The organism is Kitasatospora sp. NPDC059648 (assembly GCF_042734825.1).
Lineage (GTDB): Bacteria > Actinomycetota > Actinomycetes > Streptomycetales > Streptomycetaceae > Kitasatospora.
Genome location: NZ_JBHWDU010000032.1, coordinates 26,746 through 44,724, shown reverse-complemented (window position 1 = coordinate 44,724; position 17,979 = coordinate 26,746). Strand labels below are relative to the sequence as shown.

Sequence of the window (17,979 nt, the reverse complement as noted above, 5' to 3'; positions counted from 1 at the left end):
CACTTCGAGGCTAGAGGCTCCGGCAAGTGCCAGGCGAGCATTCGCCACCGTTCGCCAGGGCCCGCCAGACTACTAAGCCAGTGCCCGACGGGTGTGTTGTAGGGGTGCGCCACCTCGCCCCTCGGGTCGGGCGGCGTCCCACCAGGGCCGGGGCAGTCCCCCGACCGTGGCACGGGGCGCTCCCGGTCCTCACCCGAGGGGGTGGCGCGGCCGGGTGGCGCGGGGACGCCGGGCACGGCCACGGCAGTCCGGCCGACCGCATTCCCCAGGGTGCGGACGGCCGGAGCACTGCCGAACAGGGGTTCCCGACCCCGCGTCCGTGCCCGGCGCCCGCGCTCCACCCACCGACCGCAGCAGGGCCGCCGTCGCGCCAGGAAGCACCCGGCGGCGGCCCTCCCCGCCCCCGCGGGGCGCACCCGCCGACGGACCGGAAGGGACCACCCCCAGCCCATGTACTCCTCAGCGACGACCCCCACGCCGACCGCGACCCGCACCGCGCTGCGCCCCCCCACCGCAGCCGCCGGCCGTCCCGGGCCCAAGCAGGTGCCCCCGGCGAGCCGTCCGGTCGCCCCGCGCGGCACCGAGGGCCGGTCCACGGACGCCCGGGTCCCGGCCGGCCGTACCGCGCTGGGGCTGCGCACCCCCGAGGCCGCCCCGCCCGTCGGCCACCGCCTGCCGCTGGCCCGCCAGGCCGACGGCCAGGTGCTGCGGGCCCGGCGGCCCGGCCAGCCGCTCGGACCGGAGCGGATCGATCCATCGGCGCTCCAGACCCCGGCGGTGCGGGCGGCGCTGGGCAGCGTCGCGCGGATATGTCCCGCGTTCACCCCGCGCCAGGTCCTGCGCGAGGGCAGCCGCCACATCCTGGTGGCGGGCACCATCGGGCGGGCTCCGGTGGTCGCCAAGTGCCTGGCGCCGCAGGCGGTGCGGAGTGAGTACTTCGAGCAGCTGGTGGCCGACTTCCACCACGAGGTCGCGGTCTACCGGGCGTTCGTCCGGCACCGCCCGCCGGTGCGGCTGCCCCGGCTGGTCGCGGCCGACCACGACCGGTGCGTGCTCGTCATGGAGCGCGTTCCCGGGCGGCCGGCCGCCCGGGAACGCCACCCGGTCAACGCGCCCACCCCGGGCGAGGTCCGGGCGCTGCTCGGCGCCGTCCGGACGCTGAACCTCTGGCGGCCGCCGGGCGACGTCTTCCAGCCGCGCCTGGACTACCAGTTGGAGATCGCCCGCTACCACTCGGTGGGCCAGCTCACCGACCGGGACGCCGGCGACCTGCGCGGCCTCCTGCACGGCCTGGGCCACACCCCGCTGCAGCTGTGCCACGGCGACGCCCTGCTCAGCAACATGCTGCTGGCGCCGTCCGGTCCGGTGCTGGTCGACTGGGAGCAGGCAGGCTGGTACCTGCCGGGCTACGACCTGGCGGTGCTGTGGAGCGTCCTGTCCGGCGACACCGCCGCCCGCCGCCAGATCAGCCAACTCGCCCAGAACGGCGGCACGCTGGCCCGGGACGCGTTCCTGGTGAACCTGGTGCTGGTGCTGATGCGGGAGATCCGGCTGTACGACGTGCCGGGCGCCGGCGAGGAGCAGCGGATCATGATCCGCCGGCTCTACGACGACGCCGCGCTGGCCCGCCGCGCGGTCCGGGCCGCGGTCGGCACGCGCTGAACGACGGCGCCCCGCCCAACCGCAGGGCCCTGCCCGACCGCCGGGCATGGCCGAACCGCCCCGCCCACGGGGGTGGTGGTGAACCGCAGGGCCGCTACGGCCGGGCGCCACGTTCCAGGGCGGCCCGGCCGGCGGCGTCCAGGACGGCCTCCTCGGGCGCCAGGTGCACCCGGCTGCTGAGCACGTCCCGCAGGTAGCGCTCCAGCGGGTGACGTCGGCTCAGTCCCGGGTTGCCGGTGAGCGTGACGGCCTGCTGGACGGCCGCCGTGGCGGCCCGGGTGGCCAGCAGTTGGGCGGCCCCGGTCCGGGCCACGGCGTCCGGCTCGCCCCGGTCCACCCGGGGCGCCAGGCCGTGGACCAGTTCCTCGGCGCCGATCAGCTGGGCCTCGATCTCACCGAGGGCGCAGCGGTAGCGCGGCAGGGTGCCGAGCGGTTCGGTGAGGTTGGCCGGAGTGCGCTGGTTCAGGAAGCGGACCAGCCAGCCCTCAGCGGCCCGTGCGACGCCGATCGCCACCGCGCCGAGCGCCAGGTCCTGCCAGGCGCGGGCGAGCTCGGCCTCCGCACCGTCCTCCCGGCCGGGTGTGCGCAGGCCGAGGGCGAGTTCGGCCGGGACGCGCACCCCGTCGAGCACGACGTCGTGGCTGGCGCTGGCCCGGAGGCCGAGCTGGTCCCAGGTCGGGTCGATCTCCAGGCCCTCGCTCTCGCCGCGGACCAGGAACGTGCCGACCCTGGGCTCGGGTTCGTCGGTCCGCGCGGTGACGGCCATCCAGGCCAGCGCCTCGGCGCCGGTGCAGTAGGTCTTCCGGCCGGTCAGCACCCAGCCTGCGTCGTCCCGCCGGGCCACCGTCCCGGGCAGCGCGTCCGGTCGACCGCCGGGCTCCACCCGGAGCGTGTTGACCAGCGCGGGTCCGCGGCGCGACTCGGTGAGCAGCCGCCGGTAGCCGGCCGTCGGCCAGCCGGCGCGGCGGCCCTGCTCGGCGTGCTGGAGCAGCGTGAAGGCGGTGACCACGGCCACCGAGGCGTCCCCGCGGCCGAGTTGGGCCAGCACCCGGACGGTGTCGGCGAGCGTGCCGCCCGGTCCGCCGTACCGCGGGGCGACGGTCAGGGTGAGCAGTCCGGCCTCGTGGACGGCCTCGATGCCCTGGTACGGGAAGGTGGCGTCGCGGTCGTGCTCCTCGGCACGGGCGGCGAGCAGGTCGACGACCCGGGGCAGGCCGGCCAGTGCGGCCTCGATCGCGGAGCGGTCGGGTGCGGGCTCGGGTGCGGCGGCTCTGGCGGGGGCCTTCGGTCGCGCGGGCGACGCGGGCGGTACCGGCGGGCCGGGCGGCGTGGTGTGGCCGGAATCCGACGATTCGGTTCGATGGCGATCGTTCCGTGAACGATCGTCGGCGGCGGTGGTCGTCATGGGACTGGTGCCTCCGGGCGGCAGCGTGGCTCAGCGAGTGCGGGCGGCACGCCGTACGGGCGCGCGGAACCGGCCGGCGGCCCCGGAGGCGGGCACCCGACCCTCCCCCGGGATGTCGGCGCCGACCCGGTCCGGCCGGTCGCCCGCCGCCACGGGGGCGGAATCCCCCCTCAACGGCCCGGACAGACCGCGCTGGCGGTCCGGCGCAGGTCCAGATGCCTGCGGCGGGTCAACAGCAGGAGACGGCACGGCATGCCCGCGACTGTACGAACCGGTGATCGATACCGTCAAGCAGCGTCCGGGCCCCGGGCGGGCCCGGTCAGCCCTGCTGGAACATGTCGGCCGGAAGCGGCTTCAGCAGCTGATACAGGTCGTCCGAAATCGGTCGGTCCCAGGACGCGATGGTGACCAGCACGCCGTCGCTGCGGCCGAACTGGGCGCAGAACACGCGCTCCTCGCTGACCTTGACCTTCTTCACGATCAGCAGGTCGTCCCCGAGCATGACCGGGAAGTCCTCGGCGGAGACGAACTCGACCGGCTCGTCGTTCTCCAGCGCCGCGAGCAGCTGCCGCACCTCGAAGGGCACCTCGTCGCCGGTCTCCCGGGCGGGCGAGCCCTCGGGGAGGTTGCCGATGAACATCGCCGGGCCTCTGCCGCCGAACAGGTCGTAGCGCAGGAAAATGCCCTGGCAGGAGCCGTCCGGGCCGGTCATCATGGCCGCACCGAAGTCGCCGGGCCAGTCGCCCGGGTCCATCGCGAGCACGTCGAAGTCCGGGCCGGCGGGCTGTCCGGAGCGACGGCGGAGAAAAGACATGGGAACATCGTACGTGTCCGGCACACCACACTCGCGAGGCGGGTGGGGCCCCGACGGAGGACGGGCGGGAGGTCGACGCTCAGAGACCAATGTTGACTCTGAGCAACCGTCCGGGCTACGTTCGGTTCAGCACGACAGCCGTTCTGGGGTTCACCCTCCGGGGGGACGGCATGTCGCAACGCGGCCCTACACGCGTATCCCTCACTGTGCACTTGTCGTGCCGAACTGCCGAGCACCCAGCTTCGTCGTCGCACACAGCACAAACACACAAGCCAACAGTTCCACTGCAGTTCCGTGCAACAAGAGCCAGATCCGCGGGGCCCCGGCCCGTCGCTCCCGTGGATCTGCTCGGGACGCCGCCGCGTGGGGGCGTGCGGGTCCCGAGCAAAAGGTGCCGTTGTCCGAGTCGCTCTCGGCTTCGGCGCCAGCCTCCCGGCGACTGCCGGCCCCTCGTGGGCCGGGACCGGCCGACGCACCCCGGTGCGCAGGGGATGACTGGGAGGTATGGCCTGGCAGTGCTGCCGGGCCGCACAGCAGGCGCCGTGTCTGGCCGCGTGGGGGCGGTGGGCACGGCGTCTGCCTGTGCTCATACTCTGAGCTGCGTTTGTCTAACAGTCAACAGAAATGATGACGGGGCACGCTCAAAAGATCATCAGTTGTGATGTTCGGCGCCGGAATCAGCGTCCGCGCCCGCTCCGGAACCCGCCCGGAACCACCCGCGGAGCGGCCCGGACGCTGCACGTGTCCCTGCAGCTCGGACCGCTCCGCGGGCGCCGGCTTCGGTGAGGCCGACCCCGGTGAGGCCGACCCCGGTGGGGTCGGCTCAGGTGCCGCGGCTCAGGTGAGACGGCTCAGGTGAGGTCGAACTCGCCGTCCCGGGCACCGAGCACGAAGGCCCGCCACTCGGCCGGGGTGAAGACCAGGACCGGCCCGTCCTCCTGACGGCCGTCCCGCATCCCGATGTAGCCGTCCACGAACGCGATCTGGACGTCGCCCACCCCCTGGCTGCTGCACAGCCACTCGGCCCCGGTGAAGTCCACCTTCGGCTTCCCGTTCGGCGCGAGCTCCGGCTCCGCCCCGGCCGCACCGGCGTTCACCCCGGTGTCCGTCCCGCTGTTCACTGCCACTGACCGATCTCCTCCCGACGGCGTTCCACGATCAGCCTAGTCACACCCCCCGGCCCCGGTCAGCGGGTTGACGAGGTCTCCGCCGGACGGGAAGGAGGGCCGGTGGAGGAGCGGTCGGGGCGCGGTGGGGCGTGTCCCGACCGGCGAGGGCCCCGGGCAGCTGCCAGAGTGCTGCCAGGACGCGCACGGACCCGCCCGCCGGGCAGGGGTCGGTCGGCGGTGTCGTACGGGCCCCGAGCCGTCACCGCGCCACCCCGGCGCTCCTGGCCCGTTCACGACCCGCCCACGACCCCGCCCTAGGGAGCAGCCGATGAGCCGCCGGGACGGCACCCGCACCCGCGCCGACGTCATCCCCATCTCCGACGCCCCCTCGGCCCACCCGCCGGCGCCCCGCACCCCGACCTCGCCCACCCCGCTGCCCCGGCCCACCCCGGCCCGGACCGCCGTGCACGGCCGGGTAGGGATCGTCCTGGTCTCGCACAGCCAGGAACTGGCCACCGCCGTACGCTCCCTGGCGCTCACTCTGACCGGATCCGACTCCCCCGCGCCGGTCGCCGCGACCGGCGGCGACCCCGCCGACGGGCCGGGCATCAGCGCGGTGCTGGTGGCCGCCGCCACCCGGCGGGTCGACCAGGGCCACGGCGTGGTGGTGCTCGCCGACCTCGGCGGAGCGGTCACCACAGTACGGACCCTGCTGTCCGACGCCGACGAGCACGGCCTGCCGTTCCCGGTCCGCTTCGCGAACGCGCCGTTCGTGGAGGGCGCGGTGGCCGCCGCCGCGACCGCCACGGCGGGCGGGGACCTGACCGCCGTGCTGGACGCGGCGGAGGAGGCCTACCGGCAGCAGAAGGGCTGACCGGGCGCTACGGGTACTCCTTGCCCGCCCGGCTGAAGACCGCCGGGCCACTGCACTGCAGCGCGTGGCGCAGCCGCTCGTGCTCGAAGTCGAGCATCGGCGGCAGCCCGTCCAGCGCGAACCAGCCCACCTCCAGCGACTCGTCGTCGTTCACCCGGGCCTCGCCGCCGACCGCCCGGCAGCGGAAGGTCAGCACCAGGTACTGCGTCACGTCGCCGTTCGGGTAGGTGACCGGCCCGGTGACGGTCACCGAGGCGAGCAGCTCGGGCACGACCACCACACCGGTCTCCTCCAGGCACTCGCGCACCACGCCGTCGGCCGGCTGCTCACCGGGGTCGAGGATGCCGCCGACCGAGGCCCACCGGCCGTCGTCGACCCGACGGGCGAGCAGCACCCGCTCCCGGTCGTCCACGACGACGGCGCAGACGGCGCTCAGCCAGAGCGGACGGTTGCCCACGAGGGAGCGGAGTTCCAGGAGGAAGGGGGGAATCGCCATGCGGCGCAGCCTACCGAGGCGGCTGACCGCTCCCTTCGGGAAGGCATTCACGGGAGAGGAGGATGAAGCCATTGTCCGAAAATGGTGAAAGAAGAGAGCGCGCGATTGTCGGAAGAGATGAAATTCGGTCGTTCTGACCAATTTCGCTCGATCTGTTGATCAATCACGCCGGGTCGGCCGGTGGAGTGACCCGCAATTTGTCAGAACGCCGTCAAAGCGCGGCGCCCCGCCGCCGGAGCACCCCGAAGACGATCCGGCCGAGCAGCAGCACCCCCGCCGCCAGGCAGCCGGCCACTGCCATCGCCCACGCCGGACCGTCACTGTCCGGGACGATCACGGCCACGACGATGCCCAGCACGAGGCAGGCCACACCTGCCACGGCCAGCGGAATCCGGTGGGTGACCAGGGCTCCACCGCTGCACGCGCGGCCCCACCGGGTCGCACCGTGCGGGTGGAAGGGATCACGGTCCGCATCTGCCATGAGCCCAAGGTACCCCGGGCGGGCCGGCCGGGCAGCCCGCGGGAAGTGAGCCGCCGGGCACCCTGCACGACTGCCCGTACGGGAGTTCCAGTGCCCCTGCGGAGGCGTGTGCATGCTCCACAATCAGTCCACGAAAAATCCTCGCCATCCCGGTACAACCATCCGTCCGGTGCAGCGGTCTCAATGGCATCGAGTGATCCAGGAGCCGTTCACGGGACGGGTGAGAACCCCCCACCGAGAACCGGAATACCCAGGGGGCGGAGCCGCCGCCCCCTGGAGCCGGAGGCCGGGCTCCGTCCTCCGGCGGTACCGCCACGCCGCTCGGCGACCAAGGGGGAACCGTTGCCGCAGACCCAGTCCACCCCACCGACCTCCCCGGCCCGCGCCAGGCCCGTGCCCGGCGTGCGGGCACTGCCACCTCCCACCGGCTGCGCGTCCGACCACCACGGCGCCGGCCGAACCCGACCGGCCGTCGAGGCGAAGCGCTTCGAGACCACGCACCTCGACGCCAAGCGCCTCGACACCAAGCGACTCGATACGACGCTCCTCGGCGGGAGGCACCTCGGCACGAGGCCCGTCGACGCGGGGACCGTCGACACGAGGAACGTCGGCGCCGGGGACGCCGACGCGAGGAACGTCGGCACGGGGAACGCCGACGCGAGGAACGTCGGCACGGGGAACGCCGACGCGAAGCGGACCGAGACGGAACAACAGGACGCACGGGGCGAATGGCTGCGGTTCGCCCCCGTACAGCCGCTGTTCCGGGCCCGGGCCGCCCAGCGACTCGCCGTCCTCGCCTACCACGGGGTCACCGACCACCGCTCCTTCGGCGCCCAGCTCGACCGGCTGCGGCGACTCGCCACCCCGGTCTCGCTGGAAGCCGTCCTCCAGGCCGTCACCGAGCGGCGGCCGCTGCCGCCGCGCAGCGTCCTGGTCACCTTCGACGACGCCGACCGGAGTGTCCTCACCCACGCCCTGCCCGCCCTTGACGCGCGTGGCATCCCAGCCACCGCCTTCGTCATCTCCGAACTCATCGGCACCGAGCGCCCCTTCTGGTGGCACGAGGCCGACTTCCTCGCCCGCCACGGCGGCCGCGCCCGCTCACTCGACTGCGGCCACCCCTCCCAACTGCTCCCCCGGCTCAAGGCCATGCCCGACCCGGACCGGCGCCGGAGCCTGCACGAACTGCGGATCAGCGCCGACCGACGGCCACCGCGTCAGGAACAGCTCACCCCCGCCGACCTGCTCGCCCTGCGGGACGGCGGCGTCGCCATCGGCAACCACACCCAGGGGCACCCCTGCCTCGGTCGCTGCGACGACGCCACCGTCCGCACCGAGATCACGGGCGCCCACGAAGCCCTCACCCACTGGCTCGGCGAACCCCCGATCGCCTTCGCCTACCCCGACGGCGGCCACGACCCCCGTGCCGAAACCGTTCTGCAGGAACTCGGCTACCGCCTCGGCTTCCTCTCCGACCACCGACTCGGCCCCCGACTCCCCACCCACCCCCTCCAGATCAGCCGCCTCCAGGTCGACTCCACCACCAGCACCCGCCGCTTCGACACCATCCTCTCCGGCCTCGAACCCGCCTACCGCCGCTGGCGCCGCCGAGAAGTCGCCTGACCCCCGACGGCGCTGTGCGGGGGCCGCTCCCCGCGCAGCGCCGTCCGGTTCAGGCCGTTCCCGCGTGCCGACGCACTGCCCACCAGGCACACGCCCTGCCTGCCCGGCACGCCCAGGCACCCGATCCAGCCACTTCACGCGGCTGGTCGGTCTCGAAGACCACCCACGTCCCACGGCAACCTCAGGCCCTCCCGTTGTCCTCCCGCACGAGAAGGCGGCCCGGTCGGCTTCCGCCGCAGAGCCTGCGCCAGGCTCCCGGCCGTGGCTCGGGCCGGTGGCACGGGAGCCAAATCGTCTGCTTCCGCGCCCGCAATGGGCGGGGAGTCGGCCTGGCCGGCGTGTGACGCGGAGCCCGGGTTGGTGGGATCAGGCGGTGACGGGGGCGAGGGTGAGGCCCTGCGCGTAGAGGGTGGCGGTCGGCGGGAGGGCGGCGGGGAGGCCGGCGTGGAGGACAGTGAGGCTGCCGGTGCCGGTGCGGGTGGGGTCGGCGACGCGGCGGATGGCCTGGGCGGCGACGGCGTCGGCGGAGCCGAGGAGGGCGAGGGCCGGGGAGGCGGTGGGGGCGACGGCGGCGCGGATGCGGTCGGCGACGAGTTCGTAGTGGGTGCAGCCGAGGACGATCACGTCGGTGCCGTGCGGGGTACGGGCGGCTGCGTCGGCGATGGCCGCGGTGGTGGCGTCGTCGTCACCGTGCTCGACGGCGTCCGCGAGGCCGGGGCAGGCGACCTCGGTGATGTCGGCGGTGCCGCCGAAGTCGCGGATCAGCCCGCGCTGGTAGTCGCTGCCGGTGGTGGCCGGGGTGGCCCAGATGGCGACGCGGCCGCCGAGCGCGGCGGCGGGCTTGATCGCCGGGACGGTGCCGATGACCGGCAGGCCGGGTTCGAGTTCGGCACGCAGGGCGGCGAGCGCGTGGACCGAGGCCGTGTTGCAGGCGATCACCAGGGCGTCGGGTTCGAGGGCGGCCGCGGCCCGGCAGCAGCCGAGGGCCAGTTCGGTGACCTCTTCGGGCGTGCGCGGCCCCCACGGCATCGAGGCCGGGTTGGAAGAGAGCACCAGGTCGACGTCCGGGCGCAGCTTCCGAAGGGCGTCGGCGGCGGCCAGGAGGCCGATTCCGGAGTCCATCAGTGCGATCTTCACGAGGCAAGACTTTAGTCGATCCCCCCGTCCCGGCCGGTTCTGCGGCAGACTGCCGGGGTGACCGTCCTGCTGTGGATCGCCGCGTTCTCCCTGCTGGTCTGGCTCTGGCTGGCGTGCTGCCACGGTCTGTTCTGGCGCACCGACGTGCGGCTGCCGCCGCGTCGTCCGCCGGTGCGGTGGCCCGAGGCGGTGATCGTGGTACCGGCCCGGGACGAGGCGGCGGTGCTGCCGGTGAGCCTGCCGACGCTGCTGGCGCAGAAGTACCCGGGGCGGGCGCGGGTGATCCTGGTGGACGACCACAGTTCTGACGAGACCGGGGCACTGGCCGCGGAGCTTCGGACGATCGACGGACTGGAGCTGACCGTCACCACTCCTCCCCCGCTGCCGCCGGGCTGGACGGGCAAGCTGTGGGCGCTGCGGCACGGCGTGGAGCTGGCCGGTCCGGACGCCGAGTACCTGCTGCTGACGGACGCGGACATCGCGCACGGCCCGGATTCGCTGGCCGAGCTGGTGGCCGCGGCCGAGGGCAACGGGCTGGACCTGGTGTCGCAGATGGCCCGGCTGCGGGTGGAGACCGGTTGGGAGCGGCTGATCGTTCCGGCATTCGTGTACTTCTTCGCCCAGCTGTACCCGTTCCGCCGGAGCAACCGTCCCGGTTCCCGGACGGCGGCCGCGGCGGGAGGCTGCTCGCTGGTGCGGCGGGAGGCGCTGGAGCGCGCGGGCGGGGTGGCGGCGATCCGGGGGGCGGTGATCGACGACGTGTCGCTGGCCCGGGCGGTGAAGTCCTCGGGCGGGCGCACCTGGCTGGGCCTGGCCGGGGAGGTGGACAGCGTCCGCCCGTACCCGCGGCTGGAGCAGTTGTGGCGGATGGTGTCGCGCAGCGCGTACGCGCAGTTGCGGCACTCGCCGCTGCTGCTGCTCGGGACGGTGCTGGGGCTGGCGCTGGTGTACCTGGTCCCGCCGGTGGCCACGGTGGCCGGGCTGGTGGCGGAGGTGCCTCCGGTGGCGGTGGCGGGCGGGGCGGCGTGGGCGCTGATGGCGGGCACCTACCTGCCGATGGTCCGGTACTACGGGCAGCCGGCCGCGGCCGTGCTGCTGCTGCCGTTCACGGCTTCGCTGTACCTGCTGATGACGGTGGACTCGGCGGTGCAGCACTGGCGCGGCCGGGGCGCTGCCTGGAAGGGCCGGACGTACTCCGGGGCGTGACCGGGCACGGGCGGGCACGGGCAGGCGGGACCGGGGACGGGCGAGCCCGGGCAAGCGGGGCCGGGCACGGGCGGCCGCGAGCGGGCACCGACGGACGCGGGCGGGCAAGGCGGGCGCGGAAAACCCGGGCGCGCCGGGCCGGTCCGATCCATACTGCTCGGATGGACCGTCAGCGGATCTCCCGGCTCGCCCATGCCCACCACCCGATCGCGGCACCGTTGTCGGACGGGTCGGTGGCCCGTCTGCTGGACCGCGCGCTGGCCGGGCAGGAGGCCGGCCGGGTGCTGGACCTCGGCTGCGGCGAGGGTGCCTGGCTGCTGCGGGCGCTGGCCGCGCGGCCGGGCTGGCGGGCGGTGGGGGTGGACGTGGACACGGCGGCGCTGACCCTGGCCCGGGAGACCGCGACCGCGCTCGGTGTGGAGCGCCGGATCGGCCTGCACCACCGGGACGCCCGGGAGTTCACCGACCGGGAACCCTTCGACCTGGTGCTGTGCGTGGGCGCCACCCACGCCTTCGGCGGGCTGTTGCCCACGCTCGCCGCGGCCCGTGGACTCCTCGCCCCGGGCGGGCGGTTGCTGGTCGGCGAGGGGTTCTGGGAGCGCGAGCCGTCCCGGGCCGCGCTGGACGGGCTGGGCGCCGCCCCGGAGGACTTCGCGGACCTGGCCACGACCACCGACCGAGTGCTCGCGGACGGCTGGACCCCGGTGTACGGGCACGTCAGCACGCCTCGGGAGTGGGATGACTACGAGTTCTCCTGGACGGGCTCACTGGCCGGGTGGGCGCTGGACCACCCGGCCCACGCCGACGCGGCGGCCGCCCGCGAGGCCGCGGACCGCCACCGCGCCGAATGGCTGCACGGCTACCGGGAAACGCTCGGTTTCGTCACCTACCTGCTGCGTCGCGACTGAACTCACCGATGCGAACGGCTACTTCTGCGTCCGAGCGAGGAAGTCGTCGATCAGCGGGGCTATTTCGGGCAGCTTCTCCTCCAGCGCGAAGTGCCCGGTGTCGAAGACGTGCAGTTCGGCCCCGGGCAGGTCGCGCAGGTAGGCGCGGGCACCGGCCTCGGTGAAGAAGGGGTCGTTCCGGCCCCAGACCACCAGCGTGGGCGGCTGGTCGGCGCGCAGCCAGTCCTGCCAGTCCGGGTAGAGCTCGACGTTGGAGAAGTAGTCGAGGGCCAGCTCGACCTGGATGTCCTTGCGGCCGGGCAGGTCGAGGAAGTGCTGGTCGAGGGTCCAGCCGTCGGGGGCGACCAGGCTGGGATCGCCGGTGCCCCCCTCGTACTGGCTGCGGGTGACGTCCAGGGTGAGGATCGACCTGGCGGCCTCCTCGGCGCCGGGGACGCCGCGTCGTTGGGCGATGAACTCCCGTGCCTGGCCGGAGAGCCCCTCCTCGTAGGCGTTGCCGTTCTGGACCACCAGGCCGGTGATCCACTCCGGCCGGCGGGTGGCCAGCCGCAGGCCGACGGGTGCGCCGAAGTCGAAGACGTACAGCGCGAAGCGGTCCAGGCCGAGGGCGAGGCAGAAACGCTCGATCACGTCGGCGAGGGTGTCGAAGCGGTACGGGAAGGCGTCGGGCGCGGGGCTGTCGCTGTTGCCGAAGCCGGGGTAGTCGGGGGCTATCAGCCGGTAGCGGGTGCCGAGGGCGTCGAGCAGCCTGGCGTACTGGTGCGAGGCGGAGGGGAAGCCGTGCAGCAGCAGGAGGACGGGCGCGTCGGCCGGGCCGGTTTCGCGGTAGAAGACGCGCAGGCCGTCGAGGTCGACGTGGCGGTGGTGGACGTGCGGGATCGTCAGCTCGCTCATGCTAACCATTAAACAGCAATTGAATGGTTAGGCAAGGGATCTCGGAGCGAGCTGATCGACCGTCACCCGCTCGTGGGCGCTCAGTGCTTCTGCAGCTGCTCCCGCTGCACCAGGTAGTCCAGCACCTCGGGCATCCCCTCGACGCCGCCGGCCTTGGTCGGCGAGGTGCGGTACTCGCCCTGGACGACCACCGTCGGCAGCTCGCTGATGCCGTAGCGGACGAACTGGGCGGCCGCGTCGTCCACCGACCGCGCGACCTCGGCGGAGCGGTAGGCGGTGCCGAAGCGCACGGGGTCGACGCCGTGGCGCACCGCCCAGTCGGTGGCGGCGGCCTCGGTGGTGAGGTCGGCCCGGTCGGTGTGGATCGAGCGGAACGCGCTGGTCTGCAGCCGCTCGACCAGGCCCAGGCGCTCCAGGGTGTAGTACAGGCGCGCATGGGCACGCTGCACGCCCTCGTCCGGGCTGCCCTGCCAGATCGCCGGCACCCGGCGCAGGTCGACGTCGACACGGTGCTTCTCGGCCCAGACCTGCAGCGGCTGCTCCAGCGCCTGGGAGTGGCTGCAGTCGTACCAGAAGAACTCGACCGCCTCGGTGCGGGCGCTCTCACGCACCGGCTGCGGCTGGTCGAGCCTGACGAACTGGGCACCCTCGGAGGGGGGTTGGTGGGAGACCGCACCGGCCTGGACGGGGGATGCGGCGATCCCGGCGGCGACGGCGAGCAGGACGGTGGACCGCAGCAGCGACTTCGACTTCACACCGGGCAGTCTGCTGGTGACGGCCCGTTACCGGCGAGTCGGGGCGGGACGGCGGGCCCGGGTTCACCCGGACGGCGCAGTCGGGCCCGCACCGGAGGCACCGTCCGGAAGGCACCGTCCGGAAGGCGCCGTCCGAAAGGCGCCGTCCGGAAGTCGCCGAGGCAGCCCACACCGGGCAGGGCCCGTCAGTGCGCGGGGCCGGCCGCCCACACCTCGGCGACCAGCCGCTGCCAGTCGTCCACCACCGCGCCCAGCTCGAAGTGCTCCAGCGCGTGCGCCCGGGCGGCCGCGCCGAGGCCCGCGCGGTTGCAGGCCAGGACCTTGGCCAGCGCCTCGGCCAGCGCGAGCGGGTCACCCGGGGCGACCAGCGCTCCGGTGGCACCGTCCCGGACCACCTCGCGCACCCAGCCGACGTCGGTGGCCACGGCCGGCACCCCGGCCAGGGCCGCTTCGATCAGCGCGCCGGGCACGCCTTCGTTGTCGCTGGTGAGCAGCAGCGCGTCGGCGGCCCGGTAGAGCGGCGCCGGGTCGGGCAGCGGGCCGAGGAAGTGGGCACGGGCTGCGGCCGGGTGGCGGGCCAGTGCCTCCAGCAGCGGGCCCTCCCCGGCGACGGCCATCCGGACGTCGGGCAGCCGGTCGAGCACGTCGAGGGCGAGGTCGAGCCGCTTCTCGGGGGATATCGCACCGATCCAGGCGACCAGCAGCACGTCGGCGGGCAGGCCCAGGGCCTGCCGGGCGGCGCGCCGGTCGGCCCGGCCGTCGGCGGGCGGATAGCTCTCGGCCGCCCGGGAGTTGGGGATCACCCGGACCTTGCCCTCGGGCAGCCCGAACTGCTCCTCCAGCACCTCGCGCGCCTCGTCGGTGAGCGTGGTGACGGCGGCTGCGCGGTGCATCAGGGCGCCGCCGCGCAGTCTGCGCAGCCGGGTGGCGGTCCAGTAGCGGGGGTGGCCGACGGAGACGTAGACGAAGGGGGTGCGGGTGCCGGCCAGGGCGAGGGCGCAGGCGGCCAGGGTGTCGGAGCCGTGGGCGAGCACCACGTCGGCCGCGCGGGCGGCGGAGCGCAGCCCCAGCAGGGTGCCGGGGCGCAGGCGGCCGGGGCCGAGGACGGCGGCGGCGCGCAGCCGGGCGGTGTCCGGACACCCCTCGCCGCAGGTTCCGGGAACGGCCGTCCCCGCGGTGCACACCCCCGACGCGGCCGCACCCGGCCGCGCGGGTGGCACGGCCGGGTGCGGGGCGAGGGCGCACAGCGCGGAGGCCTGGCCCCGGCGGCGCAGTTCCCGGTGGAGGTCACGGGCGAAGTTCTGGGCGCCGCCCCGGCGTTCGTCGCTGATCAGGTGCAGGACACACGGGCGGGCTCCGGCCGAATCGGCCGCCGTAGGGTCGGGCATGGACCGACCTTGGCACAGCGCTCCGCCCGGTACAGCCCCTTCGCGCAACCTGGCGGTGGCCCGCACGCCCGCGCCCGTACACCCGGTGTGCGCTGAAGACCCGCCGTCGTGCGCCGGTTGCGACCGCCGTGCGCCCCGTCTCGCCCCCGCAGCTCCGCGGTGCCGCTCTCCGCTCCCTCGTACGCCGCGACAAGTACCGGCTCACACCATCGGGTGGGGAACGAGCCGCGCGACGCCGATGGACCGGTACGCGGAGGGCCCGCCCGCCGCCCGGGCGCATCGGGTACGGGCCGGGGCGGGGGCACTGCCAGCACCCTCGGCCGGTTACGCGGATCGGGTGAACGCGGGTTGGACCTCGGCCCCGGCCGCTGGGCAGGATGTCCGGCCGGGGCGCCCCTCACGCCGCCTCATCCGCCCCTACCCCGTTCGGATTTGGAGTCACCCGGTGTTCAAGGGATTCCGCAGCTTCCTGCTGCGCGGAAACGTGGTGGACCTCGCGGTCGGCATCGTGATCGGCGCGGCCTTCACCGCCGTCGTCACCGGGTTCGTCAGCGCCTTCCTCACCCCGCTGGTCGGGGTCGCCACCGGTGCGGTCGGCGACTTCACCCAGAAGACCTTCGAGGTGGGCGGCACCAAGTTCCCGTACGGCCTGTTCGTCAACGCCGTGATCGGGTTCGTGCTGGTCAGCGCGGTCATCTACTTCGCCGTGGTGGTACCGGTCGGCAAGCTGCAGGACCGCTTCGAGAAGTCCAAGCCCGCGCCGGCCGCCAAGGTGGACTGCCCGGAGTGCCTGAGCTCGATCCCGGCCGCCGCGATCCGCTGCTCGTTCTGCACCACCGAGGTCGCCGCCCGGCCCGGCCTGCCGGCGCAGTCGCAGGCGCTGCAGTCGCACTGACACCCCGACGGCGGCCTGCGCCGTGCTCGCGCCGGGCGTCCGGATCGCCCGCTCTGAGCACTGACGGGAAATTTATTCCCGAAACATTCACGAGCCCCCGTCGCACCGTCGGTGGGGGCTCGAATGCGCCGGGCGCACGCCCCGTCCGCAAAAGTTTCTCCATGGGACCCCGGGCATCGAGCGGCCGGTCACCTCCAGGCCTCCCGATCGCCGCGTCCGGGTGCTGTTCGATCACTGACGGGGTGCCAGGGTTGTCCGGAACTGAGCGCCGTTATGTCCGTTCTTCCTACTTTCGAAACCTTTGTGCGAGCGAAGACTGTGTAAACACTCGAACTGCTCCCCCTCCCGCTCTCCTCAGCAGGCGCATTGTGGGCTTACCGTATGCCCCATGACCTCGCCCCGCTCCTACGACGGAGTCGGCTACCCCTCTCCGTCCTTCTCCTCCGGCACGCCGATCTACGACAGCCTCGTGGCTGAGCGCGGCGTCCCCCAGATCGCGCCCATCAACGTGCCGGCCGCCCTGCCGCCGGCGCTGTCCTCCGGTTACGGATCCGGCCTCGGCCCGTCCTACGAGAACCGGTACGGCAACGGGTACGAGAATGCCGGCAGCAACCTCCCCGCGCTGCCGCCCGCCCGCCTCGCCCTGGGCCCCGGCCCGAGCAGCGGCCCCTCCGCCGGCCCGGCCACGGCGTACATCCCCGCGCAGTCCGCGCCGGCGTACGCCTCCGCACCGCAGCCGCCCGCCCCCGCTTACGGCGCCCCCCAGCCGTACCAGCGGCCGCAGCCCGCCGCCCCGACCTTCGCCCAGACCGCCAGCGGCGGCTACCAGCCGACCGGCGGCCAGAGCTTCGGCGGCCAGAACACCTTCATCGGCCAGGGCGGCCAGCAGACCTTCGGCGCGCAGCCGACCGGCGGACCGGCCGGTTTCGGCCAGGGCCAGCCCGGCACCCTCCCGCAGGGCGGTCCGCAGAGCTTCGGCGGCCAGCAGTCCTTCGGCGGCCCGAACCCGGCCGGCCCCGGCTTCCAGGGCCAGGGCGGCGACCAGGGCTTCGGCGGTGCCCAGCTGCGCCCGGCCATGGCGCCGGTCGCGCCGGTCCGCCCGATGCAGCCGCAGCGCCCGGGCTCGTACGGCGAACCCGGCGGCTTCCAGCAGGGCGGCTACCAGCCGCAGGGCCAGGGCTACTGAGCACTGCCACCGAGGGGCCGACCCCACCGGCCCGCACCCGCACCACCTGAGCACCACCCGGCGACCCCTGAACGCCGGGCGAACGGAGAAACGGGTCATCCACGGACCGCCCGGTACGCCCCCCACGGCGCACCGGGCGGTCCGTGCGCGTACCGGCCCCCGCAGGCGGCGCGGCTGTGCGGGCCCGCGGCGACCGGAGCGGTTCCGGGGGCCGTACGTCCGGCCGCACCGCTGCTGGCAGGATGGGGGAATGCACCTCACCGGACTCCACGTCTACCCCGTCAAGTCGATGTACCGCCTGAGCCCCGACACCGCCGCGGTCCACCCCTGGGGTCTGGCCGGAGACCGCCGATGGATGCTCGCCGACCCCGCCGGACGCTTCGTCAGCCAGCGCGAGAACGCCGCCCTCGGACAGATCCGGGCTCTCCCCCTGCCCGACGGCACGCTCGTGCTGACCGCCCCCGACGGCTCCCGGATCGAGGTCGCCGCCCCCACCGCCACCACCGGGGACCCGGTCGCCGAGGTCGAGGTCTGGGGCACCCGCTTCCGCGCCGTCGAGGCCGCCAAGGAGGCGCACCTGTGGATCGGCGAACACCTCGGCGACTACCGCCTGGTGCACCTGGAGGACCCGCGCGCCCGGCCCGTCGACCCCGAGTACGGCGAGCCCGGCGACACCGTCTCGATGGCCGACGGCTTCCCGCTGCTGCTCACCACCACCGCCTCACTGGACCGGCTCAACGAGCTGATCGCCGCCGAGCACCCGGACGGCCACGAGACCCTGCCGATGGAGCGCTTCCGCCCCAACGTGGTGGTCGGCGGCTCCGAGCCCTGGGCCGAGGACGGTTGGCGCCGGATCCGGATCGGCGCGCTCACCTTCAAGGTGGTCAAGCCCTGCGGCCGCTGCGTGGTCACCACCACCGACCAGGAGAGCGGCGAGCGGCGCGGGCCCGAGCCGCTGCGCACCCTGGCCCGGCACCACAAGCTGATGCGCAGGGCCGCGTTCGGACAGAACCTGATCCCCGAGCGTCCGGCCGGCGTCGAGGACGACGTCCTGGGCGCTCTGAGCCTCGGCGACGACGTCCAGGTGCTGGAGGACGGGACGCACTGGCCGGCCGACGTGCGCTGAGCCGCCGCCGTTCCCCGAGC

General features: G+C 74.4%; 18 protein-coding genes. 8 read left to right on the top strand and 10 right to left on the bottom strand.

The genetic code is table 11. From position 1 onward, the window contains the following. Window positions 1–450: 450 nt before the first annotated feature. The gene (locus ACFV1W_RS20455) at window positions 451–1,662 is read left to right on the top strand and encodes a phosphotransferase (protein ID WP_380418444.1); all 1,212 of its coding nucleotides are present in this window, start codon (window positions 451–453) and stop codon (window positions 1,660–1,662) included. A gap of 94 nt (window positions 1,663–1,756) precedes the next feature. Here ACFV1W_RS20455 and ACFV1W_RS20450 read toward each other — a convergent pair whose 3' ends face one another. From ACFV1W_RS20450 to ACFV1W_RS20435, 4 genes are all read right to left on the bottom strand, one after another. Beyond that, a complete protein-coding gene (locus ACFV1W_RS20450) occupies window positions 1,757–3,067 on the bottom strand; it encodes an acyl-CoA dehydrogenase family protein (RefSeq protein WP_380418442.1) in 1,311 nt (436 codons plus the stop codon). Between the two features lie 170 nt (window positions 3,068–3,237). After that, entirely contained in the window at window positions 3,238–3,321 is an 84-nt protein-coding gene (locus ACFV1W_RS20445; protein WP_380418497.1) for a putative leader peptide, read from the bottom strand. Window positions 3,322–3,386: 65 nt separating this feature from the next. Next, a complete protein-coding gene (locus ACFV1W_RS20440) occupies window positions 3,387–3,881 on the bottom strand; it encodes a hypothetical protein (RefSeq protein WP_030288620.1) in 495 nt (164 codons plus the stop codon). Window positions 3,882–4,732: 851 nt separating this feature from the next. After that, window positions 4,733–4,978, bottom strand: a complete 246-nt coding sequence (locus ACFV1W_RS20435; RefSeq protein ID WP_380418495.1) for a DUF397 domain-containing protein — start codon at window positions 4,976–4,978, stop codon at window positions 4,733–4,735. 340 nt (window positions 4,979–5,318) lie between these two features. Between ACFV1W_RS20435 and ACFV1W_RS20430 the strand changes: the two genes are divergently transcribed. Continuing rightward, a complete protein-coding gene (locus tag ACFV1W_RS20430) occupies window positions 5,319–5,864 on the top strand; it encodes a PTS-dependent dihydroxyacetone kinase phosphotransferase subunit DhaM (protein WP_380418440.1) in 546 nt (181 codons plus the stop codon). 7 nt (window positions 5,865–5,871) lie between these two features. Here the strand turns inward: ACFV1W_RS20430 and ACFV1W_RS20425 are convergent, their stop codons facing one another. Beyond that, window positions 5,872–6,360, bottom strand: coding sequence for an NUDIX domain-containing protein (locus tag ACFV1W_RS20425; protein WP_380418438.1), 489 nt, complete (start codon window positions 6,358–6,360; stop codon window positions 5,872–5,874). Window positions 6,361–6,571: 211 nt separating this feature from the next. Continuing rightward, a complete protein-coding gene (locus ACFV1W_RS20420; protein WP_380418436.1) occupies window positions 6,572–6,841 on the bottom strand; it encodes a hypothetical protein in 270 nt (89 codons plus the stop codon). A 342-nt stretch (window positions 6,842–7,183) separates the two neighbouring features. Here ACFV1W_RS20420 and ACFV1W_RS20415 point away from each other — a divergent pair, with 342 nt between their 5' ends. Beyond that, a complete protein-coding gene (locus ACFV1W_RS20415) occupies window positions 7,184–8,464 on the top strand; it encodes a polysaccharide deacetylase family protein (protein ID WP_380418435.1) in 1,281 nt (426 codons plus the stop codon). A 366-nt stretch (window positions 8,465–8,830) separates the two neighbouring features. Here ACFV1W_RS20415 and ACFV1W_RS20410 read toward each other — a convergent pair whose 3' ends face one another. Next, window positions 8,831–9,601, bottom strand: a complete 771-nt coding sequence (locus tag ACFV1W_RS20410) for a glutamate racemase (protein ID WP_380418433.1) — start codon at window positions 9,599–9,601, stop codon at window positions 8,831–8,833. A gap of 57 nt (window positions 9,602–9,658) precedes the next feature. Between ACFV1W_RS20410 and ACFV1W_RS20405 the strand changes: the two genes are divergently transcribed. Further along, window positions 9,659–10,807, top strand: coding sequence for a glycosyltransferase (locus ACFV1W_RS20405; RefSeq protein WP_380418431.1), 1,149 nt, complete (start codon window positions 9,659–9,661; stop codon window positions 10,805–10,807). 161 nt (window positions 10,808–10,968) lie between these two features. After that, window positions 10,969–11,715, top strand: coding sequence for an SAM-dependent methyltransferase (locus ACFV1W_RS20400; protein WP_380418430.1), 747 nt, complete (start codon window positions 10,969–10,971; stop codon window positions 11,713–11,715). An 18-nt stretch (window positions 11,716–11,733) separates the two neighbouring features. On the opposite strand, the gene ACFV1W_RS20395 is transcribed toward ACFV1W_RS20400, so the two are convergent. From ACFV1W_RS20395 to ACFV1W_RS20385, 3 genes are all read right to left on the bottom strand, one after another. Beyond that, entirely contained in the window at window positions 11,734–12,609 is an 876-nt protein-coding gene (locus tag ACFV1W_RS20395; RefSeq protein WP_380418428.1) for an alpha/beta fold hydrolase, read from the bottom strand. A gap of 80 nt (window positions 12,610–12,689) precedes the next feature. Then, entirely contained in the window at window positions 12,690–13,364 is a 675-nt protein-coding gene (locus ACFV1W_RS20390) for a thiol:disulfide interchange protein DsbA/DsbL (RefSeq protein WP_380418426.1), read from the bottom strand. Between the two features lie 185 nt (window positions 13,365–13,549). Beyond that, window positions 13,550–14,752, bottom strand: a complete 1,203-nt coding sequence (locus ACFV1W_RS20385) for a glycosyltransferase family 4 protein (RefSeq protein ID WP_380418424.1) — start codon at window positions 14,750–14,752, stop codon at window positions 13,550–13,552. Between the two features lie 445 nt (window positions 14,753–15,197). Between ACFV1W_RS20385 and mscL the strand changes: the two genes are divergently transcribed. The 3 genes from mscL (at window position 15,198) to ACFV1W_RS20370 (ending at window position 17,959) form a co-directional block, all read left to right on the top strand. Continuing rightward, entirely contained in the window at window positions 15,198–15,647 is a 450-nt protein-coding gene (gene mscL / locus ACFV1W_RS20380) for a large conductance mechanosensitive channel protein MscL (RefSeq protein ID WP_380418423.1), read from the top strand. Window positions 15,648–16,035: 388 nt separating this feature from the next. Next, window positions 16,036–16,833, top strand: a complete 798-nt coding sequence (locus ACFV1W_RS20375) for a DUF6643 family protein (RefSeq protein ID WP_380418421.1) — start codon at window positions 16,036–16,038, stop codon at window positions 16,831–16,833. 250 nt (window positions 16,834–17,083) lie between these two features. Next, on the top strand, window positions 17,084–17,959 hold the full coding sequence (locus tag ACFV1W_RS20370; protein ID WP_380418419.1) for an MOSC domain-containing protein: 876 nt from the start codon (window positions 17,084–17,086) through the stop codon (window positions 17,957–17,959). The last annotated feature ends 20 nt before the right edge of the window (window positions 17,960–17,979 follow it).

Coding starts and splice junctions, on each gene's coding strand:
- ACFV1W_RS20455 (WP_380418444.1), top strand. CDS start 451: ATGTACTCCTCAGCGACGACCCCCACGCCGACCGCGACCCGCACCGCG.
- ACFV1W_RS20450 (WP_380418442.1), bottom strand. CDS start 3,067: ATGACGACCACCGCCGCCGACGATCGTTCACGGAACGATCGCCATCGA.
- ACFV1W_RS20445 (WP_380418497.1), bottom strand. CDS start 3,321: ATGCCGTGCCGTCTCCTGCTGTTGACCCGCCGCAGGCATCTGGACCTG.
- ACFV1W_RS20440 (WP_030288620.1), bottom strand. CDS start 3,881: ATGTCTTTTCTCCGCCGTCGCTCCGGACAGCCCGCCGGCCCGGACTTC.
- ACFV1W_RS20430 (WP_380418440.1), top strand. CDS start 5,319: ATGAGCCGCCGGGACGGCACCCGCACCCGCGCCGACGTCATCCCCATC.
- ACFV1W_RS20425 (WP_380418438.1), bottom strand. CDS start 6,360: ATGGCGATTCCCCCCTTCCTCCTGGAACTCCGCTCCCTCGTGGGCAAC.
- ACFV1W_RS20420 (WP_380418436.1), bottom strand. CDS start 6,841: ATGGCAGATGCGGACCGTGATCCCTTCCACCCGCACGGTGCGACCCGG.
- ACFV1W_RS20400 (WP_380418430.1), top strand. CDS start 10,969: ATGGACCGTCAGCGGATCTCCCGGCTCGCCCATGCCCACCACCCGATC.
- ACFV1W_RS20395 (WP_380418428.1), bottom strand. CDS start 12,609: ATGAGCGAGCTGACGATCCCGCACGTCCACCACCGCCACGTCGACCTC.
- ACFV1W_RS20385 (WP_380418424.1), bottom strand. CDS start 14,752: ATGCCCGACCCTACGGCGGCCGATTCGGCCGGAGCCCGCCCGTGTGTC.
- ACFV1W_RS20375 (WP_380418421.1), top strand. CDS start 16,036: ATGACCTCGCCCCGCTCCTACGACGGAGTCGGCTACCCCTCTCCGTCC.
- ACFV1W_RS20370 (WP_380418419.1), top strand. CDS start 17,084: ATGCACCTCACCGGACTCCACGTCTACCCCGTCAAGTCGATGTACCGC.